Here is a 22,743-nt window from a genome sequence, read left to right as displayed (position 1 = left end):
CGGAGCATCGGGCTCTTCTCGCTCACGAAGCGAGGCGCGGACGCAGGCGGCCGCCTGCGTCCGGATCGGCAGCAAACCAAGGTGCGCTCATGGCCACGATTACGAAGACCTTGATCGGCGAGTCGCTGGTCGGCGAAGGGAATGAAGTCGCCCACATCGACCTCATCATCGGCCCGCGCGGGTCCACCGCCGAAACGGCCTTCGTCAACTCGCTCACCAACAACAAGGACGGCTTCACCTCGCTGCTCGCGGTGCTGACCCCGAACCTGCTGGCGAAGCCGAACACGATCCTGTTCAACAAGGTGACGATCAAGGACGCCCGTCAGGCCGTCCAGCTGTTCGGCCCGGCCCAGTACGGCGTCGCCAAGGCGGTCGTGGACTCGGTCGCCGAAGGCGTGATCCCCGAGGACGAAGCCGACGACTTGTTCATTTCGGTCGGCGTGTTCATCCACTGGGAAGCGGCCGACGACGCCAAGATCCAGCAGTACAACTACGAGGCCACCAAGGAAGCCCTCAAGCGCGCCGTCACCGGCGAGCCGAAGGCCAAGGACGTCGTGGCCCAGGTCGCGACCGCGAAGCACCCCTTCGCCGCCAACTAGAGCGGAAACCACCCTGGGCAGAACCCGCCTGCCGCCAAGCCGGCAGGCCTGTTCCAGCGGTTGGTCGCTCTCCTGACCGGCAAATGACGGCGGACGGCCCAAAGCGCAGGCTTCGGGCCGTCTTCGTTCGCGCCGGATTGTCTCGCCGCGCCCGCGCCGGCGATCGGACGCCAGCTCTTTTTCGCTCGATCGCAAAATTCCCGCATCGCGCGCTGGACAGCATCACACTATTTAATATAGCGATTTAGTGGATTATTTAACCGACGACGGCGAGGTCGCTCGTGCCGCACATCCGTTTCGGGATCTGGGCCCCGGTTCATGGCAACCGGGCCGCCGCTCACGATCCGCTCGAACCCTATGACGCCTCGTGGGAACACAACCGCGACACCGTGCTTGAGGCCGAGGCGCTGGGCTATGACGCCACGCTGGTGGCGCAGCACACCGTCAACCCACATTTCGCCGAGCGCGACCAGCTGGATTCCTGGACCGCGACCGCGGCGCTCGCGGCGGTGACGAGCCGGATCGAGCTGATCTCCGCCATCAAGCCGGGCCTGTTCCATCCGGTGGTGCTCGCCAAGATGGCGCTGCAGATCGAGGAGATTTCCGGCGGACGCTTCGGCCTGAACCTCGTCAACGCCTGGAACCACGCCGAATTCGAGAAGGCGGGCCTGCCGTTCCCGGAGCACGACGCCCGCTACGCTTATGGGCGGGAGTGGCTGTCCGTCGTGCGGCGGCTGATCGGCGGCGAGACCGTCACCCATCGGGGCGACCACTTCACGGTCGACGACTACACGCTGCGCCCCGCGAGCCGCCACCGCGCCCGGCCGAGGATCTATCTCGGGGGCGAGTCCGAGCCGGCGCGGGCGCTTGCGGCCGACCTCAGCGACGTCTGGTTCATCAACGGCCAGCCGCTCGACTCCGTGGAGGCGCTGATCCGCGACCTCAAGGCGCGTCCGAGGGCCGGCGCGCCGCTCGGCTTCGGCCTATCGGCCTTCGTGATCGCGCGGGAGACCGAGGCGGAGGCGAAGGCCGAACACCGCCGGCTGATCGAGCTTGCGGAGAAGGACAAGCCCGCCAAGGCGATCCAGGCCTCGAACACCGACCCCAACGTGGTGATGTTCCAGACCATGGCGCAGCGCAGCTTCGTGGGCACCAACGGCGGCACCGCCGCCGGCCTCGTCGGCTCCTACGATCAGGTGGCGGAGCGCATCGACGCCTTTTCGCGCGTCGGCGTGGAGCTGTTCATGCTGCAGTTCCAGCCGCTGCGCGCCGAACAGCGCCGCTTCGCGGAAGAGATTTTCCCGCGCTTCGGCCGCGCCGCGAACCCCTCCCGTCCCGCTCTTAAATCGGAGGCCCTATGAGCCTCGCCGACATCCGCCTCACCGAAACCTACGTGGGCCGCAAGACGGAGCGGGCGCCCGCCCGTCCGCCGGCCCCGCGCGCCCGCCGCGCCGGACGCTCCAACGGCGCGCTGTTCGCGCTGTCCTGGGCGGCGCCGGTCCTCGTCCTGATCGTCTGGGAGGCGCTGTGCCGCTCGGGCTATGTGGCGCCGCAGATCCTGCCTGCGCCCAGCAAGGTGGCGCTGACGGCGTGGAAGCTCGCGCTGGCGGGCAGCCTGTTCTCCGATCTCGGCGTCAGCCTGCTGCGCGCCGCCACCGGCTTCGCCATCGGCGGGCTTCTGGGCTTCACGCTCGGCGTCGCGGTCGGGTTCTCGCGCGTCGCGGAGGCCGCGATCGACCGCAGCGTGCAGATGGTGCGCGCGGTGCCGTTCCTCGCGGCGCTGCCGCTGACCATCATCTGGTTCGGCGTCGGCGAGGGGCAGAAGATCTTCCTCGTCTCCCTCGGCGTGCTGTTCCCGATCTACGTCAACACGGTGCTCGGCATCCGGCAGGTGGACCCCAAGCTGCTGGAGCTCGCCCGCGTGCAGGGGCTCACCGGCTGGGCCACCATCCGCCGGATCATCCTGCCGGGCGCGCTGCCCTCGATCCTGACCGGCGTGCGCTACGCGCTCGCGGTGGCGTGGCTCGCCCTGGTGGTGGCGGAGACGGTGGGGGCGCAGGCCGGCCTCGGTTTCCTCGCCATGGACGCGCGGGAGTTCCTGCGCACCGACGTCATCGTGCTGACGATCGTGATCTACGCCGCCATCGGCGCCGGGTCGGACGCGATCGCCCGGCTGCTGGAGCGGCGCCTGCTGCGCTGGCATCCGAACTTCGCGGGGGCCGGACGATGAGCCTCTCGGTGGTCGCCAACCGTCCCGCGGTCGCGGTCCGCGGGCTCGTCCGCCGCTACGGCGCGCGCACCGTCATCGACGGGCTCGACCTCGAGATCGCGCGCGGCGAGTTTGTGGCGCTGCTCGGCGAAAGCGGCTGCGGCAAGACCACGCTGCTGCGCGCCCTGTCCGGCCTCGACCCGATCGACGGCGGCGCGGTCGACGCGCCGCGCCGGCCCGCCGTGGTGTTCCAGGAGCACCGGCTGCTGCCGTGGGACAGCCTGTGGCGCAACGTCTCGCTCGGCCAGCCCGAGAAGGGCGCGCGCGAACGGGCGGCGGAGGCGCTGGCCGAAGTCGGGCTGGGCGAACGTCTCGACGACTGGCCGCGCAACCTGTCCGGCGGACAGTCCCAGCGGGTCGCGCTCGCCCGCGCGCTGGTGCAGGAACCGGAGCTTCTGCTGCTGGACGAGCCCTTCGCCGCGCTCGACGCCCTGACGCGGCTCAAGATGCAGGCGCTCGTCAAGGAGCTGGTGGCCCGCCACCGGCCGGGCGTCCTTCTCGTCACCCACGACGTCGACGAGGCCATCGCGCTCGCCGACCGTGTGCTGCTGATGCGCGACGGCGCGATCGCCTACGAGCGGACGCTCGACGGCGCGACGACGCCGGACGCCGTGCGCGGCGAACTGCTCGCGCAGCTTGGTGTGCCGGCGCCGTCGCGCCGCGCCGCCGACGCCGCCTCCACTCCCCAACCGGTCGCCTGAAGGCCTGAAACACCATGTCGTTCTTCAAGACTCCCTCTCGCCGCTCCTTCATCGCGACCTCGGCCGTCGCCACCGGCGCGCTCGCGCTCGGCCTCAAGCCCGACGGCGCGCTGGCGGCGCGCAACACCGACAAGGTGCGGCTGACCTTCGGCCCCTCGGGCGGCCTGACGCTGATCGCCAAGGAGCGCGGCGCGCTGGAGAAGTCGCTCAACGACCAGGGGATCAAGGTCGAGTGGGTCGGCCCGTTCCCGAACCACGCCCCGACGCTGCAGGCGGTCACGGGCGGCAGCGCGGACTTCTCGTTCGGCGGCTCCACCACGCCGGCGCTCGCCGCCATCATCGCCGGCTCGCCGCTGGTCTTCACCCAGTTCCTGATCTACCGGCCGCGCACCACGGCGATCATCGCCAAGGACGGCTCGGGCATCGACAAGGTCGAGGATCTCGTCGGCAAGTCGGTTGCGGTGAACCGCTCCGGTCTCGGCGAGTTCCTGCTGGTCGCGGCGCTGGAGAAGCACGGCGTCGACCGCTCGAAGGTGAACTTCGTCTATCTCAACCCGCCGGACGCGGCCCCGGCGCTGGCGTCGGGCAAGGTCGACGCCTGGTCCATGTGGAGCCCCGGCGTCGACATCGCGCGCCATGAGTACAAGGCCCACGACGTGTTCCTCGAGGAGCGCGACCTCGACTTCCAGATCGACTTCACCACCTGGCTGACCTCGCGCAAGTTCGCCTCCGAGAACGGCGACATCGTCCGTCTGGTCAACAAGGCGTTCCAGGACGAGGCCGACTGGGCGACCGCCCATCCGGAGGACGCGGAGAAGATCGCCCAAGGCACGCCGCCCCGCTACGGCGACGCGGTGCGCGATCGTTTCCTCGCGCTGAAGCGCCGCTACGAGATCCACCCCGTCACCGACGAGGCCTTCGTGGCGCAGCTGCAGAAGGCGGCCGACTGGCTGGTGGAGCGCAAGGTTCTGCCGGAGCAGGTCAAGATCACCGACCTTCTGGCGCAGGTCTGACGGGGAGGCGGGAGCGATGAGGCCGTTTTTCGCCGCCGCGCTTGCGGCCTTCGCGCTCTCCGCCGTTCCGGCGCTGGCGGACACGATCCGCATCGGCACGGTGCCGGGCGGCTACGGCGACTCGATCGCCGCGGCCGCCGAGGAGGCGAAGGCCAAGGGGCTCGACGTCCAGGTCGTGGAGTTCACGGACTGGACGACCCCCAACGTCGCGCTCCAGTCCGGCGACATCGACGTCAACTACTTCCAGCACCGGCCCTTTCTCGACAACGCCATCCAGCAGCGCGGCTACGAGTTCGCCGATCTCGGCGTCGGCGCGCTCGCCAATGTCGGGCTCTATTCGCTGAAGCATAAGAGCCTCGCCGACATCCCGCAGAACGGGACGGTCGCGATCGCGAACGATCCGGTGAACCAGGGCCGCGGCCTGCTGCTGCTGGAGAAGGCGGGGCTGCTGAAGCTGAAGGAGGGCGTCGGCTATCTCGGCTCGCTCGACGACATCGTCGAGAACCCGAAGAACCTGAGCTTCACCGAAGTCGAGGGCCCGCAGCTGGTGCGCGTCACCGGCGACGTGGACCTCGCGCTCGGCTACCCGCATTTCATCGTGGCCTCCAAGGCCTTCGACGCGCGCAGCGGGCTCGCCTACTCGGGCATCGAGGACAAGCGGTTCGCGATCCTGTTCGTGGTGAAGAAGGACCGCGCGGCCGATCCGGACCTCAAGGCGTTCGTGGAGGTCTACCAGTCGTCGCCGAAGGTGCGGGCCGTGCTGGCGAAAGCCTTCGCGGACGATCCCAAGCTCTACGCGCTGGCGTGGCTGAATGACTGAGGCGGTGGCCCTCGCCGCGTGGCGCGATCGCGACCGGGCGCCGCCCGAGAACGACGGCGGCGCGGACGCGCGCGGGGCCACAGCTGACGCCCCGGTCGCGATCCAGTTCCGCGGGGTGGCCAAGACCTACGTCTCGCCGAAGGGCGAGATCGGGGCGCTGAAGAACATCGATCTCGCCATCCCCGAGGGGCGCGTCTTCGGCGTCATCGGGCGCTCGGGCGCGGGGAAGTCGAGCCTGCTGCGGCTCGTCAACCGGCTCGAAAGCGCGACCTCCGGAACCGTGATCGTCGGCGGGCGGGACGTCGGGACCCTCGACGGCGAGGCGCTGATCGGCCTGCGCCGCCGGGTCGGGATGATCTTCCAGCACTTCAACCTGCTCGCGTCCAAGACGGTGGCCGAGAACGTGGCGCTGCCGCTGAAGGTGGCGGGCTGGCGGCGCGCCGAGATCGACGCGCGCGTCGCCGAGATGCTCGATCTGGTAGGTCTGGCGGACAAGCGCGACGCCTATCCGGGCCGCCTGTCCGGCGGGCAGAAGCAGCGCGTCGGCATCGCCCGCGCGCTCGCCGGCCGGCCGGACGTCCTGCTCTGCGACGAGGCCACCTCCGCGCTCGACCCCGAAACCACCCAGTCGATCCTGGCGCTGCTCCGGGACGTCAACCGCGCGCTCGGCATCACCATCCTGCTCATCACCCACGAAATGAGCGTCATCCGCGACATCTGCGACGACGTGCTCGTGCTGGAGAAGGGCGAGATCGCGGAGACCGGCCCGGTCTGGCGCGTGTTCGGCGCGCCGCGTCATCCGGCCACCAGGGCCCTGCTGGCGCCGCTCTACCGCGAACTGCCGGAGGATCTGGCGGGCCGGGTGCTGCCGACGCCGCCGCGCCACGGGGGCGAGGCGCTGGTGGAGCTGTCGCTGACCGGCGAGCGGGCGCAGGACCTCGGGGCGATCACCGCGTCGCTGGGGGCGTCCGCCCGGATCCTGACCGCGACCCTCGACCGCATCGGCGGGCGCACGCAGGGGAGCGTGCTGGCGGCGCTCGCCGTGAAGTCCGGCGCGCGCCTCGACCTTCCCGCGAACGCACGGGTGATCGGCTATGTCGCCGCAGATGGTTGAGCGCCTCTGGCGCGCACTCTTCGACACCGTGCAGATGGTGGGCGTCTCGGCGGGGATCGCGCTGCTCGCCGGCGTGCCGCTCGCGGTGCTGCTGGTCACGTCCCAGCCGGGGGGCCTCGCGCCCGCGCCGGCGCTCCACCGGGTTCTCGGCGCGCTCATCAACGGCTTCCGCGCCACGCCCTTCATCGTGCTGCTGGTGGCGCTGCTGCCGGTGACCCGCTTCCTGACCGGCACCACCATCGGCGTCTGGGCGGCGATCGTGCCGCTCGCGATCTCGGCCACGCCGTTCTTCGCGCGCATCGCCGAGGTGTCGCTGCGGGAGGTGGACAAGGGCCTGATCGAGGCCGCGCAGGCCATGGGCTGCCGCCGCCGCCACATCGTCACGCAGGTGCTGCTGCCCGAGGCGCTTCCGGGCCTCATCGGCGGCTTCACCGTCACGGTCGTCACCATGATCGGCGCCTCCGCCATGGCGGGCGTGGTCGGGGCGGGCGGCCTCGGCGACGTGGCCATGCGCTACGGCTACCAGCGCTTCGACACCACGGTGATGGCCGCCGTGATCGTCATCCTGGTGGCGCTCGTCACGATCGTCCAGCTTTCCGGCGACCTCGCTGTGCGCCGCCTGAAGGCGCGCTGAGGAACCCGCCCGTGTCCAAAGAGATCCTGTTCAACGCCTTCGCCATGAACGCGGTGGGGCACCAGTCGCCCGGCCTGTGGCGGCATCCGCGCGACCGCTCGGGCGAGTATCATCGGCTGTCCTACTGGACGGAGCTCGCGAAGACGCTGGAGGCCGGGCTGTTCGACGGGCTGTTCCTCGCCGACGTGCTCGGGGTCTACGACGTTTATGGCGGCTCGCCGGACGCGGCGCTGCGGCACGGCACGCAGGTGCCGGGCGGCGACCCGTCGCTGATCGTGTCCGCCATGGCGGCGGTCACCCGCGATCTCGGCTTCGGCGTCACCTCGAACCTCACTTATGAGCCGGCCTTCCCCTTCGCGCGGCGTATGTCGACGCTCGACCACCTGACCGACGGGCGGGTCGGCTGGAACGTGGTCACCGGCTATCTCGACAGCGCCGCGCGGGCCGCGGGGCTCACGAAGCAGCGCGCCCATGACGACCGCTACGCGGTGGCGGACGAATACATGGACGTGGTCTACAGCCTCTGGGAAGGCAGCTGGGACGACGACGCGGCGGTGCGCGACGTCGCGCGCGGCGTGTTCACCGATCCGGAGCGGGTGCGGCCGGCGGTCTATCACGGCCGGCACTTCTCGCTCGACGCGGTGCATCTGGTCGAACCGTCGCCCCAGCGCACGCCAGTGATCTACCAGGCCGGCACGTCGCCCGCCGGCCGCGCCTTCGCCGCGCGCCACGCCGAATGCGTGTTCGTGTCCGGGCCGAGCTACGCCGCGCTCAAACCGCGCGTGGCCGACATCCGCCGTCTCGCCGTCGAGGCGGGGCGCGATCCGTCCGCCATCAAGGTCTTCGCGCTCGCGACCGTCGTGACCGGCCCGACCGACGCCGCGGCCGAGGCCAAGCTCGCCGACTTCCGACGCTATGTCAGCCCCGAAGGCGCGCTGACGCTGATGTCCGGCTGGACCGGCGTCGACCTCTCCACCTACGGGCTGGACGACGAGGTCCGGCATGTGGAGACCGACGCCGGGCGGACCGCGCTCGAGAACATCACCCGCGCCGATCCGTCCCGGGTCTGGACGGTGAGGCAGGTCGCCGAGCATGTGGGGATCGGCGGCATCGGCCCGGTCTTCGTCGGCTCGCCCGCGACGGTCGCCGACCAGATGGAGGCGTGGATCGCCGGGACCGACGTGGACGGCTTCAACCTCGCCGCCGCGGTCGCCCCGGAGACCTTCGAGGATCTGGTCGAGCACGTGGTGCCGGAGCTCCAGCGCCGCGGGCGCTACAAGCGCGCCTACACGCCGGGAACGCTGCGCGAGAAGCTCGGCGGCGCCGGGCCGAAGCTGCCGTCCTCGCACCCCGCCGCCAGCTTCCGCTCGCCCCGCTCCCTCGCGCAGGCGGCCGAATAGTCTCCCTCAAGCGAGGAGTTCGCCCATGACCGTCGTCGCCCGCGCCGCGCGTTTCGCAGGCCCCGCCATTCCCCGCCTCGGCTCGCCCGACTTCGCGGCGCTTCTCTCGGAGATCGCGGCCGGGGCCTCGGAGCGCGACAGCGCCCGCGTCCTGCCCCACGAGCAGATCGGCCTCATCCGCCGCGCGCGGCTCGGCGCGCTGCGCCTGCGCGAGGAGGACGGCGGCGCCGGCGTCTCGCTGCGGGAGCTGTTCGCCACGGTGGTCGCGCTCGGCGAGGCCGATCCGAACGTGGCGCAGATCCTGCGCAACCATTTCGGCTTCGCGGAGCGCTTCGGCCAGCCGGCCCCGAACGACGCGCACCGGCGCTGGGCGGCGCTGATCGCGGGCGGCGAGATCGTCGGCCTCGCCATGACGGAGCTCAACGGCCGCAATGTGGGCGGCGTCGACTTCGACACCAAGCTCAGCGTCCGGGGCGACGGCTACGTGCTGAACGGCGTCAAGTATTTCAGCACCGGCAGCCTGTTCGCGGACCATGTCATGGTGCGGGCGCAGGACCTGTCCGGCCGCTTCGTCACTGCGGTGATCCCGACCACGCGGGAGGGCGTGACGCTGGTCGACGACTGGGACGGGTTCGGCCAGCGGCTGACCGGCACCGGGACCACCCGCTTCGACGACGCGCCCGTGCGGCGCGACGAGGCGGTGTTCGACGACGAAAGCCGGGGGCAGGGCTACGACCGGCCCTATCACGGCTCGTTCCAGCAGCTGTTCCTCACCGCGATCGTGGCGGGGATCATCCGCGCGGCGGCCTCCGACGCCGCGGCGCTGGTGAGGCGGCGGGCGCGCTCGTTCTCCTTCGCCCCGGCCGAAAAGCCCGCCGACGATCCGATCCTGCAGCAGGCCGTCGGCGAAATCGCGAGCGCGGCCTTCGCGGCCGAGGCCGCGGTTCTGGCCGCCGCCGACGCGCTCGACCGGGCGGTCGCCTCCCGCACGGACGGCGCGCCCGACTTCGCCGCCGCCCACGAGGGCGCGCTCGCGGCCGCGAAGGCCAAGGTGATCGTGGACGAGCTCGCCATCCGCTCGGGCTCTAAGATCTTCGACGTGGGCGGCGCCACTTCGACCAAGGCGAGCGCCAATCTGGACCGCCACTGGCGCAACGCCCGCACGCTCGCGACCCACAACCCGGCGGCCTACAAGGCGCGCAGCGTGGGCCAGCACCTGATCTCCGGCGAGAACGTGCCGCTTACCGGATTCTTCTGAACCGTCATCGGTCGCACGGGCGCAGGCGCAGGCCGGTCTCTCCGGAGGCGCCGCCGCGCGCATCTCCCTGGGGCCGGCGCGCCGCCGGGGAAGCGCACATCCGGCAACTAATTACTTTTGATTCATTCAATAGATTTTGTAGACAAACTACGACTTTCGTAGAACGCTTTTGAAGGACGCCCTCAATGTCTCTGGTCTCGCGTCGCGCCGTGCTCGGTGGGAGCCTGGCGGCGCTTTCGATCGCCGCCGCGCCAAAGCCGGCCCGCGCCGGCGCCGTCACGGTCGAGGTCGGATACGTCCCCTTCGTCACCATCGCGCAGCTGTTCGTCATCGCCGAGGAGGGCTGGGCGAAGGAGGCGGGGATCGACCTCAAGCCGGTGCGGTTCAGCTCCGGCCCGGCGCTGATTCAGGCGGTCGCCTCGGGCAAGTTCGAAGCCACCTATTGCGCCGTCTCGCCCGTCACGGTCGCGCGCGCGGCCGGCGTCGATCTGAAGATCGTCGCCACCAACGGCATCGAGTCCGTGTCGCTGGTCGCGGGCGGGCCGCTCTCGGACGCCTTCGGCAAGGCGAAGTCGCCGGCGGAGGCCTTCGCGCTGTTCAAGAGCGCGCACGGGCGCCCGGCCAAGCTCGGCGCGCTGCCGAAGGGCACCATTCCGGATTCGGCGCTCCGCTTCTATCTGGAGGCCAACGGCGTTCCGGCGTCGGACACCGAGATCCTCGGGCAGGGCGAGGAGCAGGTCCGGCAGGCGCTGCTCGCCAAGGCCATCGACGGCGCCGCCATGCCCGAGCCGGTGATCAGCATCGCGCTCGCCAAGGACCCGACCGCCCGCGTGGTGGCCAACGGGCGCCAGCTGCTGCCCGGCCAGCCCGGCTTTGTGCTGTCGCTGCGGGAGTCCTTCATCAAGGCCCATCCGGAGGCCGCGCGGACGCTGGTGGCGCTGAACGACCGCGCCACCGAGCTGATCAAGACCGATCCGCAGCGCGCCGTGAAAAGCGTGCTCAAGCATCTCGGCCGCGGCCTGATCCCCGAGGACGTGCTGCTGACGGCGCTGACCTCGCCGTACAACCCCGTCTCCAGCGATCCCAACCTCATTCTGGCGAGCACCGAGCAGTTGCAGGACTTCCAGGTCCGGATCGGCGCCCAGTCCAGGGCGATCCCCAACGACGAGCTGTTCGACCTCAGCTTCTACAACGCCCTGAAAGGCGGGCGGTGATGGCGTCCGCGCCGTCCCGCCGCGCCTCGGCGCTGACGTCGGCCGCGGCCGCGGCGCTGTTCCTGCTGCTCTGGGAGGCGTCGTCCCGCACCGGGCTTCTGCCCACGGTGCTGGCGCCGCCGCCGAGCAGCATCATTCCCGCGTTCCGCACCGAGTTCGCGAGCGGGCTCTGGGTTGAGAACGTCGTCTCCAGCCTCACCCATTACGCCTGGGGCGTGGTGATCGGCAGCGTGCTCGGCATCTCGCTCGGCGTCGCCGCCGCCCTGTGGCCGATCGTGGACGCCGCGCAGGAGGGCATCGCCCGGCTGCTGCGGCCGATCCCGCCGATCGCGTGGATCCCCTTCGCGATCATCTGGTTCGGCATCTCCGAGGCCGCCGCCGCCTTCATCATCGCCATCGGCGTGTTCTGGCTGAACTACTTCGCCACCAGCACGGCGGTGAAGTCGGTGGACCGGGACTTCATCGAGCTGGCCCACGCCTTCGGGCAGGGAAGCTTCGTCAACCGGCTGGCGAAGGTGATCCTGCCGGGGGCGGCCCCCGGCATCTATTCGGGCCTCAGGGCCGGCCTCGGCATGGGCTGGATCGCGGTCCTCGCCGCCGAGCTGTTCGGCATCACCGGCATCGGCCAGCGGATGATGGAGGCCTCCGGCGTCCTCGCGACCGACGTCGTCATTCTCTACATGGCCACCATCGCGCTGCTTTACACGCTCTCGGACGGCGTTCTGGTGTGGCTCAGCAGGCGGACGCTCAAATGGATGCCGTGACGACCCTGCGCCCCGCGGAGCGCCCCGTGGTGCGACTGCGGAACCTCGCCTTCGGCTATCCGGGCGACCGGTCGTCGATCGTGCTCCACAACCTCGACCTCGACGTCGGCCACGGCGAGTTCATCGCGCTCGTCGGCAAGTCGGGCGTCGGCAAGTCCACCCTGCTGCGCGTCATCGCCGGCCTCGCCCCGCCCGTGCGCGGGACCGTGGAGGTGGAGCCCGCCAAGGAGCCGGGGTCGCGCCCCCTCGGCCTCGTGTTCCAGGACGCGCGGCTCCTGCCCTGGCGCAAGGTCGTCGCCAATGTGGAATACGGCCTCGAGGGGCTGGTGCGGAGCCGGCAGGAGCGCCGGGCGCGCGCGCTGGACGCGCTCAGGCTCGTCGGCCTCGGCGACTATGTGGACCGCTGGCCGCATCAGCTGTCCGGCGGCCAGCGCCAGCGCGTCGGCATCGCGCGGGCGCTGGCGCTGCGTCCGAAGCTGCTGCTGATGGACGAGCCCTTCGGGGCGCTCGATCCCGTCACGCGGCTGACGCTTCAGGACGAGCTGCTCGCGATCTGGCGCAACACCGGCGCCTCGATCGTGTTCGTCACCCACGATCTCGACGAGGCCACCTACCTCGCCGACCGCGTCATCCTGCTGGGCGGCAGCCCCGCGCACATCGTCCGGGAGTTCTCGGTCGACGCGCCGCGCCCCCGCGCCCGGGACCGCCACCGGGGCGAGTCCGGCGCCTCCGCGCTGCATGTGGAGGTCTACGAGACCTTCACCGCCGCCGCGCAGTGACCCTCCCGCGGGAGGGCGCCGCCCTCCCGCTCTCTCCTTCCGGACCCTCGCGCCGCGCGCGCGCCATTCAGAGGATCAGCATGTCCGCCTCGAACTCCGTCGACCAGAACACCGTGCGGCGCCGCGGCGTCGGCCTGCGCGCCCTGAACGCCGACAAGGCCTCTCCCGGCTTCACCCTGTTCGCGCCCATCACGGGCGCCGGGCAGGTCTATCTGATCGACCTCAACGGCGAGATCGTCCACCAGTGGAACCTGCCGCATCCCCCCGGCTCCTACGGCTACCTGCTGCCGAACGGCAACCTGTTCTACAACGGCAAGACCACCGAGAACCTCGACAACGTGCCGTGGTGGTTCAAGGGCGGCGTCGTGCTGGAGGCCGCGCCCTCGGGCGAGATCGTCTGGGAGCACCGCCACCCCGACCATCACCATGACGGCCGCCGCCTCGCCAACGGCAACACGGTCATCCTCGCCACCGAGCGCGTTCCCGCCGACCTCGCCGCCAGGGTCCAGGGCGGCCTGCCCGGCACCGAGCTCGCCGACGGCGGCATCCTCGCCGACGTCATCCACGAGGTGACGCCGGCCGGCGAGATCGTCTGGAGCTGGCACGCCTACGAGCATCTCGATCCGGCGGTGGACATCATCACCGCCCACGACAAGCGCGAGGAATGGAGCCACGCCAACACCGTCGGCGAGCTGGCGAACGGCGACTTCATCCTGAGCTTCCGGAATCTCTCGACCGTCGTCATCGTCTCGCGCGCCACGGGCGAGATCGTCTGGAAGCTCGGCCGGGAGGCGCTGTCGCACCAGCACTATCCGCACGAGCTCGAGAACGGCAACATCCTTGTGTTCGACAACGGCACCTATCGCGAGAACGTGGCGCTGAACTTCTCCCGCGTCGTCGAGTTCGACCGCGCCACCAAGGAGGTGGTCTGGCAGTACACCGACACGCCGCCGCAGAACTTCTTCAGCCCCTACATTTCCGGCGCCCAGCGGCTGCCCAACGGGAACACGCTGATCACCGAGGGCAACTACGGCCGCATCTTCGAGGTCACGCCCGACAGGGAGATCGTCTGGGAGTTTGTGAACCCGCATTTCGGAACGCAGCAGATCACGAGCGACGCGTCGCCGGCCGTGGCGGGCGAGCAGAACTCCGTGTTCCGGGCCTTCCGCTACGCGCCGGAGCAGATCCCGTGGCTGAAGGTCTGAGCGCGCCGCGATCGCGCGGGCGCCTCGCCCGCGACCTGTTTCACGCCGTCAGCGACAGGGGCGTCCAGAAGCGGGCGCTGCTGGTGGCGGTGGTCGTGGGCGTCATCCTCAACGCGATCAACCAGGGCGACCGCATCCTCGCGGGCCAGTCGCCCGACGTGGTGAAGCTGATCCTGACCCACATCGTCCCCTACTGCGTCGGCGTCTACGGCGGCGCCACCGCCATCCTCGGCCGCCGCTGATACGAAATCATGCTCAGGCCGTGGGCGCCGCGCCTTGCGCGCGGGCCACGGCCTGTTCGAAGCGCAGGCGGGTCGTGGCCTCGACCCGCGTCAGCTCGAAACGCGCCGCGATGAGGCGGACAAGGTCGCCGCCCCAGCTGGTTTCCCGGACGTGGCGGGCGAGGCCGGCGAGTTCGCACAACGGGATGTCGGCGTGGCCGCGCACGGCCGCGGGCGCCGCCCGGAAGCCGATCACCGTCGCCGGCGGCAGGCTTCTCGGCCAGACCACGACCCGCTCGTCCTCCCCGACGCGCGCGCAGTCTAATGGAATCGCGGCGAGGATCGTCTCCCGGATGCGGCCTCCCGAACGGGCGAAGCCGTGCGCGCGCGCGACCCGCCGGATCAGCACGTCGTCATAGACCGGCGCCTCCGCGGCGAGCACCTCCGCGATGAGCTCCGCCAGCGTCTCCCGGTAATCGGCGTCGTGGAACCGGTCGGCGTCGAGCCGCGGCCGCCATGCCTCCAGATCGGCCGGCTGATAGGCGCGCGGATCGGCCGGCGCCTGCGGCGCGCTGGCGGCCTCGACGGGTTGGACGCGCTCGGCGTAAACGGGAGGCCGTTCCGGTTCGCTTTCGGGCGCGGCCGCCACGGCGTCGTCGGGAAGCGTCGCCGGCTCCTCGTCGCGAAGGTCTGCGCCCGCGTCCGCCGCGAGCGGCGGGGCGTCGGGCAGGTCGTCCGACGCCGACCCCACGTCGTCTGGTTGATCGTCGTTCGGCTTGGCGTCGTGTTCAGCGGTCGCGGCGGCTTCGGCGGCGGCGGCGGCCTTCCGGCGCTCCTCCTCAAGGTCGTCGCGCAGTCTGGCGTCCAGCTTCTCGATCGCGTCCTGCGCGTTCATCCACCAGTCCGCGCTCCAGACACGGCGGATGCGCCATCCAAGGCTGGTCAGCACCATCTCCCGCAGCCGGTCGCGGTCGCGCGCGGTGGCGGAGGAGTGATAGGTCGCCCCGTCGCATTCGACGCCCGCCAGATAGAGGCCCGGCCAGTCGGGGTGGACCACGCCCAGATCGATCCGGAAGCCGGACACGCCGACCTGCGGATGCACCGTCCAGCCGCGCGCCTCCAGCGCGCCCTGCACCGCGGCCTCGAACGGCGATTCATGGGTTCCGCTCGTCGGCGCGATCGCTTCGGCGAGCGCCTTGGCGCCCCGGTCGGCGAATTCGAGGAAATGCTTGAAGTCCCGCACCCCGCGGGCGCCGGAGCGGCCGAGATCGATCTCCTCCGGCCGCAGCGAGGCGTAGACCAGAAGGGATTCCCGCGCCCGCGTGATGGCGACGTTCAGCCGTCGATGGCCGCCCTCCTTGTTGAGCGAGGACACCGTGGTCGAGATCTTTCCCGCGGGATCCCGTCCGACCGCGATCGAGAACACGATGATGTCGCGCTCGTCGCCCTGCACGTTCTCGAGGTTCTTCACGAACACCGGCTCGGGCCATTGCGCCTTGTCGAAGAACCGCTCCAGCTCCGGCCGGGACCGTCGGGCCTCGTCCAGCAGATTCTCGATCAGACGCTGCTGTTCGCCGTTGAAGGTCACGATTCCGAGCGAGCGACGCCGCGCCGCGAAGGAGGGCTCGGTCATGATGGCGATCACGTCGGCGACGAGCGTGTCCGCCTCCGCGCGGTTCACACGCGCCTTGCCGCGCTCGTAGATTCCGTTCGGCACGTGGATCAGGCGCACCGCCCGATCGTCGGTGACGGGCGAGGGGAAGGTGATCAGACGGCCGCCATAGTAATGGGCGTTGGAGAAGGCGATCAGGCTTTCGTGGCGGCTGCGATAGTGCCAGTCGAGACGCCGCTGCGGCACGTTGGCGGCGAGGCATTCGTCGAGAATCGACTCCTGGTCGGCCACGTTCGAGCCGTCCTCGATGTCGTCGACGCCGCGGTCGCCCACATTGGTCGGCGGCAATTGCTCGGGATCGCCGACGATGATCGCCTGCCGGCCGCGGGCGATGGCGCCGATCGCGTCCCAGGGCGATATCTGGGACGCCTCGTCGAAGATCACCACGTCGAACGGCTCCCGATCGGCCGGCAGATACTGGGCGATCGACAGCGGGCTCATCATCAGGCAGGGCGTCAGCGTGGTGAGCGCGTTCGGCATGCGCGAGAACAGCTGGCGCAGCCGGAGCTGGCGCGACCCCTTCTGCGAAGCGAGTTCGCGCGCCAGCGCGCCCCATTCCGGATCGGCGCCGAACGCGCTCGGCGCGGGCGCGCCGCCGCCAAGACGTCGCCGCACCACGCTCTTCGACAGTTCCGCCACGCGAAGGTCGGCGGCGCGGAAGCGGGCGATCGCGTCCTCGTGCCGCTCCACCATGAATCCGCGAAGGACCGGGTCGGCGCTGACGACGTGATCGATCCACCAGCGCGCATAGGCGTTTTCGAACGCCTCGTGGATCTGAGGGCCCGACAGGGCCCCGCTCTCCAGCGCGCGCACCAGCGGGCCAAGGCCCATGTCCCGCGCGCGGGCCGCCTGCCGGCGCCACGCGCACCAGGACTGGGCGCGGTTCAGGCTCGAACTCCAGCGCTGAAGCGCCGCGATGGTCTGATCGATCCATCCCGGTCCGGTGAAGAGCGGCTTCTCGGGTTCGTCCCTCGCCGCGAGCTTGCCGAGAGCGGTGATCGCATCCCCGGCCTGCCGCAAGTCCGTACGGAAGGCGTCGCACAGCGTGCGGGCGCGCTCGGTCGACGCCACGTCCGCCGCCAGGGCCGCGGCGTTCCGGGCGGCGTCGTAGCCGCCGAAGTGGGTGGAAACGGCCTCAAGCACCTGGGCGGCCTTCTCGGCCCAGGCGATCGCCGGCGCGAAGGCGGACGCCGGGGTGGCGGGGTCGGCCAGACGGGGCGAGAACACGTTCAGCCTGTCGGCGCCCGCGGCGCCGGCGCGCACGAAGCGCGCCGCGTCGATCAGCGCCGCGATATCGGGACCGAGGTTCTCGGGCAGCGGGCCGTCCGCATAGGGCTCCAGCTTCAGTCGAACCTTCGCCACGCGCGAGCCGCGCATCAGGAAGTTCGACGTCTGGGCCTGGATCCAGTCGTTCTGAAGAGCGATCAGATCGAGGTCGAGCCAGCCCGGGCGGTACTTTCCGACCGTGCGCGACGCCTTCTCCTCGACGCCGGCGTGAAACCGCTCGCGCGCGTCGATCGCGTCTTTCAGGTCGCGGGCGTCCGCGCCGAGAAAGCGCACGCCGTCGCGAGCGTCGGGCAGCGCCAGCATAAAGCCGAGCAACGCGAGGCCGCGCAGCCCCGCATGGGTCTGCGTCAGCGGCTCCAGCCGGGTCGCCTGCGCATAGGCCTTGGCCGACGCGTCGAGGCGGTGAAGGGCCCCGGTCACCGCCTCGATCGCGCCGGTAAGCTCCGTCCGCCAGATCGGAGACCAGTCAGCCGCGCCCATGCCCTGCAGCGGGTGGTCGGCGAGCGGGCCCGCCGCGCTGATCACCGTGCGCAGCTCGTGGCAGACCGCTCGGAGGTCCTGAAGCGTCTGGGGCGTGTGCGCCTTGTGGTCGCTCCAGGACAGGGCGACGCCGGCGTCGCCCCGCATCGCGCGCCCGAACGCGTCGTAGGCCGTCATGCCGTTTTCGCGACGGCGGTGCAGCGCGTGGACGAGGCCGTTCAGCTCGTCGCGAAGTCCGGCGAGCTCCGCGGTGGCGTCCGGCCAGGCGTCCACCTGAGGCGCGACGCGCTCGTGCCAGGCGGTCTTCAACTGGGCGAGGACGCTCGACTTCTGCGCTTTCGTGGAGTGCACCTCGAGGCAGTATTCGCCAAGCCCGATGTCGTTGAGCCGGCGCTGCACCACCTCCAGCGCCGCCGTCTTCTGGGAGACGAACAGCACCGTTTTTCCGCTCGCCAGACATTGCGCGATCATGTTCGCGATCGTCTGGCTCTTGCCGGCGCCGGGCGGCCCGAACAGCACGAAATCCTTGCCGTCGGCCGCGGCGAGCACGGCCGCGAGCTGGGACGAATCCGCCGACAGCGGCGCGAAGATCTGGTCCGGCCTGAAATCGCGGTCGAGCGACGCGGGCTCCGGGAACGACCACCCGTCGCCGTAGGAGTGGGTCGGCGTGTCGACCAGATGCCGGACCAGAGGACTGCGCTTCAGGGCGTCCCGGCGCTCCACCAGGTCCTTCCACATCAGGAACTTGGTGAAGGAGAAGGCCGAGAGCGCCACGTCGCCGTCGCTGACCTCCCAACCCTCGAGGTCGCGCACATGGGCGCGCGCGATCCGGAACACGCGCGCCACGTCGATGCCGGACTGGTCGACCGGCATATCGCCCTCGAGATCCGGCATGCGCAGGTTGAAGTCCGCGCGCAGCATCTCGAGCAGCGTGGGATTGATCCGCGCGTCCTCGTCGAGGATCGTCAGCCGGAAGCCTGCCCGCACGCTCGATCGGTTCAGCGCCGCAGGGATCAGCAGAAGCGGCGCCCGGCAGCGGCTTGCGCCGCCTCTTTTCGGTCGCCAGTGCAGGGAGCCGACGGACAGGAACAGGACGTTCGCGCCGCCTTCCTCGAAGGCGTTCTTCGACAGCCGATACAGCTCCAGCAGCCGGTTCTCCAGCTCCCGCTCGGGCAGCAGCGCGTGGACCTCGCCGCGCGCCTGCGTTTCCGCGAGATAGCGTGTCCGGCCGTCCTCCTGCCGGTCGCGGGCGAACACCTGCCGATCCCGCTCGTCGCCGCCGTCGAGCACGTCGGCCCGGGGCAGGATCTTGAACGCCTGTCCGCCGGACAGCGCGTCCTCCAGAGCGGCCACATCCGCGCATTCGAGCTCGATCGTGGCCTTGCCCGGCTTGAAGTTCAGCAGCTTGTTGCGCAGCGTGAGGTCGAGCAGCTTCCGTTTCCAGACCTCCAGCCGGTCGCCTGTCGTCTCGGCGACATCCGCGATAGCGAGGGTCTCCACGAAGCTCGGCGCCGCGCCCAGCTCCTGCTTCAGCGGCTCGGCCGGCGCCGAGGCGATCGGCGGCTGGGCCCCGTCCGAAAGCTCCATCGGCCGGATGCCGCGGTAGCGGGCGCGCCGGATGTCGAGAGCGATCTCCAGCCCCCGTTCGGCGTCGTCCTCGACCTGATCCGAGCCGGATTCCACCGCGCGGGCGAAAGCGGCCGGAGGGTCGCTCGTCAGCAGCGTGGTCTCGATGAAGATCATCTCCTCGAGATCGCGCCGTTTCCGGAGCGCCTGCATGTCGTCGATCATGACGGCGGGAAGCTCGTCCTTCGCAAGCAGCAGGCCGACGAAGGCGTGCCCCGTCGTCAGCACGACGACCGGGTTCAGACCCGCCTGTTCGAGGCTCGCCGCCAGCAGCACGGTGAGATCGAGGCAGGTTCCCACCCGGCGGTCGAGGACGTCGCGGGGGCCGCGCACCTTCTGGCCGTACAGTTCGAAGCTCGCCGGCGGCAGCACATAGGTCACGCGCCGGTCGGCGATCGCGGCCCAGATGGCCTCCGCCATCTCCCAGACCCGCGCCTTCCGCCCGCTGGCGTATCCGTCGAACGCGGTGGACCGCCCGGCGGCCGAAAGCTTGGCGGCGGCGTCGCTGAGCACCACGTCAATCGCCGGATCGTTCGGGCGCACGAAGGCGGCGAGCAGTTCCGGCGCCGCGCCGCCGCCGCCCCAATGGGTCGGAGGCAGAAGCCTGAGAGGGACCGTCTCCCGGGCGATCTCTTCGCGGCCGGACGAGACCACGATCTTCAGCTCCATCCGCGCGGCTTCCGTCACGGCGGCGAGCAGCGACGTGTCGAGCCTGACGTCCGGGGTCGGGATGTGGTGGCGGCCGCCGGCGATGACGCCCTCGATCCGCAACGTCGTCGCGGTGATCGCCGGCGGTTCGCTCGACAGCGTGATCGCGATGTCGGCGAGGTCCGTTTCGCCGTCATTCGTGAGCGTGAGCTCGCGGATGATGGGGATGGCGTTCTGATGGTGCGCGATGCTGACGTGCTCGTAGGCCGAGCAGGCGATGTTCACGTTCGAGGCCAGAACCACCGCGCCCTCCGAGTCGAGGGGGACAGCCTATCTCCACGCGCAGGAGTTGAGCAACTCAACAGAGATATACTCCTTTTGGACGACTGAGATGCGGCGGCCACCCCTGTCGCGCCGCTTGGAAGGCGACATCAAGGCCCCCGCCGATCGTCCAAAACGCGAACGGCCGGCGCTCCTTGCGGGGCGCCGGCCGTTCGCGCGTGTCGGGAGGTCAGGGCTTCGCGCGCGTCTCGTCGGACGTGTCCGTCGCGGCGGGCTTGCTTGCAGGAGCCGCGGCGGAGAGCAGGGCTTCGGTCGGGTTGGCGCCGCCGGCGAAGCCGGCCGCCTTCAGCAGCTCGTCGAGCACGGGGCGCTGGGCGCTGTAGTTCAGGAGCTGGCCGGCGAGGCCGTCGCCCAGCCCCACGCCCGCGCCGCCGCCGGCGTCGCCGCCGCGGCCGAGCATGCCGCCGGTGTCGAAGATGCGGATGTCGGAGATCTTCTCCACCGGCTTCACGATCTCGGCGAGCGCGGCCGGGATGACCTGGATCCGGGCGCGGGTCAGCTCGAACTCGATGACGCGGGCGTCGAGCACGTTGCGGGCCTCGTTCTTCAGCCGCTCCGCCTCGGCCTCCGCCTGACCGGTGGCGACGGTGGCCTCGGCGCGGAGCTTGGCGGCCTCCGCGTCGGCGGTGGCGGCGATGCGGATGGCGTCGGCGCGGTCGGTGGCGGCGTTCTTCTCCGCCTCGGCCGCGACCGTCACGCTGGTCGCCTCCACCTCGGCCGCCTTGCGGGCGGCGATGATGGAGATCTCGCGGTCGCGGTTCGCCACCTCGACCGCCTGCGCGGTGGAGACCTTTTCAGTGGCGGCCACCGCCATGGCGCGGGCGTCCTCGGCCTGGGCGCGGGCTTCCGACTCCGCGCGGCTGCGCTCGGCCACCGCGATGGCGGCCTCCTGCTTGGCGATCTCGATGTCGCGGTCGGCGCCGGTCTGGCGCTGGCGCACGGCGAGCTTGGCTTCGATCTGGGCGGTCTCGCGCGCCTTGCCGGCTTCGGCCTCGCGCTCGGCGATGGCGCGCTCGCGGTCGATGCGCGCCTCTTCCTCGGAGCGGACGGCCTGCTGCTCCTTGGCCGCCACCTCGGCGCGGGTGGAGGCGGCGATGTTGGCGATGTCGCGCTCCTGGGTCAGCTCGGACTCGCGCTGGGTGCGCTCTATGGCGAGGGTCTGCTGGCGCGCCTCGAGGTCCTTCTGGGAGATGGCGACCTCGGTGTTGCGCACCACCTCGTTGCGCTCCTTGCGCCGGTCCTCGGTGATCTTGGTCAGCGAGGCGAGGCCCTGCGCGTCGAACACGTTGTTCGGGTTGAAGTGGCGGATGTCGGTCTGGTCGAGGCGGGTCAGCGACACGGATTCGAGCTCGAGGCCGTTCGACTGCAGATCGGCGCCCACCGCCTCCTGCACCGCCTTCACGAAGTCGGCGCGCTTCTCCTGCAGCTGGTTCAGCTCCATGGTGGCGGCGACGGAGCGCAGGCCGTCCACGAACTTCGCCTCGATCAGCTGGCGCAGCTCCTCGGCGTTGTTGGTGCGTTCGCCGAGCGTCTGGGCGGCGAGCGCGATGGAGTCGGAATCGGGCTTCACCCGCACATAGAACTCGGCGCCGATGTCGACGCGCATGCGATCCTTGGTGATGAGCGCGTCGCTTTCGCCCCGGCGCACCTCCAGCCGCAGCGTGTTGAGGTTGACCCAGGCGATGGAGTGGAACACCGGCAGCACGACGGAGCCGCCGTCGAGCACGACCTTCTTGCCGCCGAGGCCCGTGCGCACATAGGCCTGATCGCGCGTGGAGCGCTTGTAGAGGATGGCGAACACGAGGCCGACGCCGAACAGCGCCGCGAGGCCGATCGCGGCAGGCACAAGGATGTCCATGGGTTACGTTCCCCCGTTCGTGAGATGCGGCGGCGGCAGGCTCAGCCGCCGAGTTCCTCCGGCGCCAGAACCGCGCTGAAGACGTTGTTGGAGAGATCGACCAGAAGGGCGGGCGCGCCCTGCGGAATGTCGGGCGTGGCCACTGCGGCGCGGGCGCGCACCATGTGCCAGTTGCCATGGGCGTCCTGCACGCGGACGTTGCCCGGCAGGCCCTGATCCAGCGGGCCGACCGTCACCGCGCCCACCCGGCCGACGAGATCCTCCAGCCGGATGACGTAGGTCTCGTCGCGGGGGATGATCCGCCCGATGACGCCGCTCGCGGCCCGCACGCCCGGAACCGTGACCACGGCCGCGCCCGCCGCCGCGACCAGCGCCGGCAGCGGGGCGGCGACCGCGCTCGCGATCTGCTGGATGACGAAGCCCGCCATGGCGAACAGGCCGAGCGCGATCATGACCAGCACCAGAAACGGCACGCGGCCGACGTTGATCCAGCTGAACAGACCCGTCCCGCCGTCCGGCCCGTGCTCGATCCCGAACGACTTCTCCACCAGATCGCTGAGCTGGAGGCCGATCAGCATCATGACGAGCTCGATCCCGACCACCGCGAACAGCATGAGAGCTGCGACGGCGAAGGGGCGCGCCTCGGGGGCGAAGACGAGATCCATCGCGGTTGTCCGTTACGCCCGGGTCTTGAAGCGGGCGAGCCGCTCCTCGATGGCGCTGTCGCGGCTGAGCTTCTCGAGCTCGTCCAGCTCGGCGGCGTTGGCGACGCCGCCCGCCGACGGCACCCCGGTGACGCGGGCGATGGCGGCGCTGGCGCGGTCCGCCGCGGCGGCGGG

At 70.7% G+C, this 22,743-nt stretch carries 18 protein-coding genes; 15 read left to right on the top strand and 3 right to left on the bottom strand.

Annotation, left to right across the window (positions count from 1 at the left end; translation table 11 throughout):
• Positions 1-89: 89 nt before the first annotated feature.
• The 15 genes from fae to nrtS all read left to right on the top strand — a co-directional run bounded on the left by fae (position 90) and on the right by nrtS (position 14,012).
• Positions 90-599: a formaldehyde-activating enzyme gene (gene fae, locus ACFQ4O_RS01130; protein WP_378773760.1), complete on the top strand. Its 510-nt coding sequence runs from the start codon at positions 90-92 to the stop codon at positions 597-599.
• 281 nt (positions 600-880) lie between these two features.
• Positions 881-1,960 carry an LLM class flavin-dependent oxidoreductase gene (locus ACFQ4O_RS01125; protein WP_378773759.1) on the top strand — a complete coding sequence of 360 codons (1,080 nt, stop codon included), beginning with the start codon at positions 881-883 and terminating at the stop codon, positions 1,958-1,960.
• A complete protein-coding gene (locus ACFQ4O_RS01120; RefSeq protein WP_378773758.1) occupies positions 1,957-2,829 on the top strand; it encodes an ABC transporter permease subunit in 873 nt (290 codons plus the stop codon). Before ACFQ4O_RS01125 ends, ACFQ4O_RS01120 begins: the two co-directional genes overlap by 4 nt.
• Positions 2,826-3,569: an ABC transporter ATP-binding protein gene (locus tag ACFQ4O_RS01115; protein WP_378773757.1), complete on the top strand. Its 744-nt coding sequence runs from the start codon at positions 2,826-2,828 to the stop codon at positions 3,567-3,569. Before ACFQ4O_RS01120 ends, ACFQ4O_RS01115 begins: the two co-directional genes overlap by 4 nt.
• 14 nt (positions 3,570-3,583) lie before the next feature.
• Positions 3,584-4,582 (top strand): NrtA/SsuA/CpmA family ABC transporter substrate-binding protein, encoded by a 999-nt coding sequence (locus ACFQ4O_RS01110; RefSeq protein ID WP_378773756.1) that lies wholly within the window; start codon positions 3,584-3,586, stop codon positions 4,580-4,582.
• Positions 4,583-4,598: 16 nt separating this feature from the next.
• Positions 4,599-5,402 (top strand): MetQ/NlpA family ABC transporter substrate-binding protein, encoded by an 804-nt coding sequence (locus tag ACFQ4O_RS01105; protein ID WP_378773754.1) that lies wholly within the window; start codon positions 4,599-4,601, stop codon positions 5,400-5,402.
• Complete coding sequence (locus ACFQ4O_RS01100) at positions 5,395-6,516, top strand: methionine ABC transporter ATP-binding protein (RefSeq protein WP_378773752.1); 1,122 nt, start codon at positions 5,395-5,397, stop codon at positions 6,514-6,516. Before ACFQ4O_RS01105 ends, ACFQ4O_RS01100 begins: the two co-directional genes overlap by 8 nt.
• Positions 6,497-7,150, top strand: coding sequence for a methionine ABC transporter permease (locus ACFQ4O_RS01095; RefSeq protein WP_378773751.1), 654 nt, complete (start codon positions 6,497-6,499; stop codon positions 7,148-7,150). The genes ACFQ4O_RS01100 and ACFQ4O_RS01095 overlap by 20 nt, the downstream gene beginning before the upstream one ends.
• Before the next feature lie 11 nt (positions 7,151-7,161).
• Complete coding sequence (locus ACFQ4O_RS01090) at positions 7,162-8,550, top strand: LLM class flavin-dependent oxidoreductase (protein ID WP_378773749.1); 1,389 nt, start codon at positions 7,162-7,164, stop codon at positions 8,548-8,550.
• A 25-nt stretch (positions 8,551-8,575) separates the two neighbouring features.
• Positions 8,576-9,808, top strand: coding sequence for an acyl-CoA dehydrogenase family protein (locus ACFQ4O_RS01085; RefSeq protein WP_378773748.1), 1,233 nt, complete (start codon positions 8,576-8,578; stop codon positions 9,806-9,808).
• A 185-nt stretch (positions 9,809-9,993) separates the two neighbouring features.
• A complete protein-coding gene (locus tag ACFQ4O_RS01080) occupies positions 9,994-11,022 on the top strand; it encodes an ABC transporter substrate-binding protein (protein WP_378773747.1) in 1,029 nt (342 codons plus the stop codon).
• Positions 11,022-11,786 (top strand): ABC transporter permease, encoded by a 765-nt coding sequence (locus ACFQ4O_RS01075; protein ID WP_378773746.1) that lies wholly within the window; start codon positions 11,022-11,024, stop codon positions 11,784-11,786. The genes ACFQ4O_RS01080 and ACFQ4O_RS01075 overlap by 1 nt, the downstream gene beginning before the upstream one ends.
• Positions 11,774-12,565, top strand: coding sequence for an ABC transporter ATP-binding protein (locus ACFQ4O_RS01070; protein WP_378773745.1), 792 nt, complete (start codon positions 11,774-11,776; stop codon positions 12,563-12,565). The genes ACFQ4O_RS01075 and ACFQ4O_RS01070 overlap by 13 nt, the downstream gene beginning before the upstream one ends.
• A gap of 80 nt (positions 12,566-12,645) precedes the next feature.
• Positions 12,646-13,770, top strand: a complete 1,125-nt coding sequence (locus tag ACFQ4O_RS01065) for an aryl-sulfate sulfotransferase (RefSeq protein WP_378773744.1) — start codon at positions 12,646-12,648, stop codon at positions 13,768-13,770.
• Complete coding sequence (gene nrtS, locus ACFQ4O_RS01060; protein ID WP_378773743.1) at positions 13,755-14,012, top strand: nitrate/nitrite transporter NrtS; 258 nt, start codon at positions 13,755-13,757, stop codon at positions 14,010-14,012. The genes ACFQ4O_RS01065 and nrtS overlap by 16 nt, the downstream gene beginning before the upstream one ends.
• Before the next feature lie 13 nt (positions 14,013-14,025).
• Here nrtS and ACFQ4O_RS01055 read toward each other — a convergent pair whose 3' ends face one another.
• The 3 genes from ACFQ4O_RS01055 to ACFQ4O_RS01045 all read right to left on the bottom strand — a co-directional run bounded on the left by ACFQ4O_RS01055 (position 14,026) and on the right by ACFQ4O_RS01045 (position 22,569).
• Positions 14,026-20,007: a DUF3320 domain-containing protein gene (locus ACFQ4O_RS01055; protein WP_378773741.1), complete on the bottom strand. Its 5,982-nt coding sequence runs from the start codon at positions 20,005-20,007 to the stop codon at positions 14,026-14,028.
• A 208-nt stretch (positions 20,008-20,215) separates the two neighbouring features.
• Entirely contained in the window at positions 20,216-21,904 is a 1,689-nt protein-coding gene (locus ACFQ4O_RS01050) for a flotillin family protein (protein ID WP_378773740.1), read from the bottom strand.
• A gap of 41 nt (positions 21,905-21,945) precedes the next feature.
• Positions 21,946-22,569: an OB-fold-containig protein gene (locus ACFQ4O_RS01045; protein ID WP_378773738.1), complete on the bottom strand. Its 624-nt coding sequence runs from the start codon at positions 22,567-22,569 to the stop codon at positions 21,946-21,948.
• Positions 22,570-22,743 lie beyond the last annotated feature (174 nt).

Source organism: Methylopila musalis (assembly GCF_042679725.1).
Classification (GTDB): domain Bacteria; phylum Pseudomonadota; class Alphaproteobacteria; order Rhizobiales; family Methylopilaceae; genus Methylopila; species Methylopila musalis.
This window is presented reverse-complemented; position numbering and strand designations above follow the sequence as displayed.

What these genes read in the sequence shown, in the direction of transcription:
- ACFQ4O_RS01115 (WP_378773757.1), top strand. Translation starts at nt 2,826, where the DNA reads ATGAGCCTCTCGGTGGTCGCCAACCGTCCCGCGGTCGCGGTCCGCGGG.
- ACFQ4O_RS01105 (WP_378773754.1), top strand. Translation starts at nt 4,599, where the DNA reads ATGAGGCCGTTTTTCGCCGCCGCGCTTGCGGCCTTCGCGCTCTCCGCC.
- ACFQ4O_RS01070 (WP_378773745.1), top strand. Translation starts at nt 11,774, where the DNA reads ATGGATGCCGTGACGACCCTGCGCCCCGCGGAGCGCCCCGTGGTGCGA.
- ACFQ4O_RS01095 (WP_378773751.1), top strand. Translation starts at nt 6,497, where the DNA reads ATGTCGCCGCAGATGGTTGAGCGCCTCTGGCGCGCACTCTTCGACACC.
- ACFQ4O_RS01050 (WP_378773740.1), bottom strand. Translation starts at nt 21,904, where the DNA reads ATGGACATCCTTGTGCCTGCCGCGATCGGCCTCGCGGCGCTGTTCGGC.
- ACFQ4O_RS01120 (WP_378773758.1), top strand. Translation starts at nt 1,957, where the DNA reads ATGAGCCTCGCCGACATCCGCCTCACCGAAACCTACGTGGGCCGCAAG.
- fae (WP_378773760.1), top strand. Translation starts at nt 90, where the DNA reads ATGGCCACGATTACGAAGACCTTGATCGGCGAGTCGCTGGTCGGCGAA.
- ACFQ4O_RS01085 (WP_378773748.1), top strand. Translation starts at nt 8,576, where the DNA reads ATGACCGTCGTCGCCCGCGCCGCGCGTTTCGCAGGCCCCGCCATTCCC.
- ACFQ4O_RS01075 (WP_378773746.1), top strand. Translation starts at nt 11,022, where the DNA reads ATGGCGTCCGCGCCGTCCCGCCGCGCCTCGGCGCTGACGTCGGCCGCG.
- ACFQ4O_RS01100 (WP_378773752.1), top strand. Translation starts at nt 5,395, where the DNA reads ATGACTGAGGCGGTGGCCCTCGCCGCGTGGCGCGATCGCGACCGGGCG.
- ACFQ4O_RS01110 (WP_378773756.1), top strand. Translation starts at nt 3,584, where the DNA reads ATGTCGTTCTTCAAGACTCCCTCTCGCCGCTCCTTCATCGCGACCTCG.
- ACFQ4O_RS01080 (WP_378773747.1), top strand. Translation starts at nt 9,994, where the DNA reads ATGTCTCTGGTCTCGCGTCGCGCCGTGCTCGGTGGGAGCCTGGCGGCG.
- ACFQ4O_RS01045 (WP_378773738.1), bottom strand. Translation starts at nt 22,569, where the DNA reads ATGGATCTCGTCTTCGCCCCCGAGGCGCGCCCCTTCGCCGTCGCAGCT.
- ACFQ4O_RS01065 (WP_378773744.1), top strand. Translation starts at nt 12,646, where the DNA reads ATGTCCGCCTCGAACTCCGTCGACCAGAACACCGTGCGGCGCCGCGGC.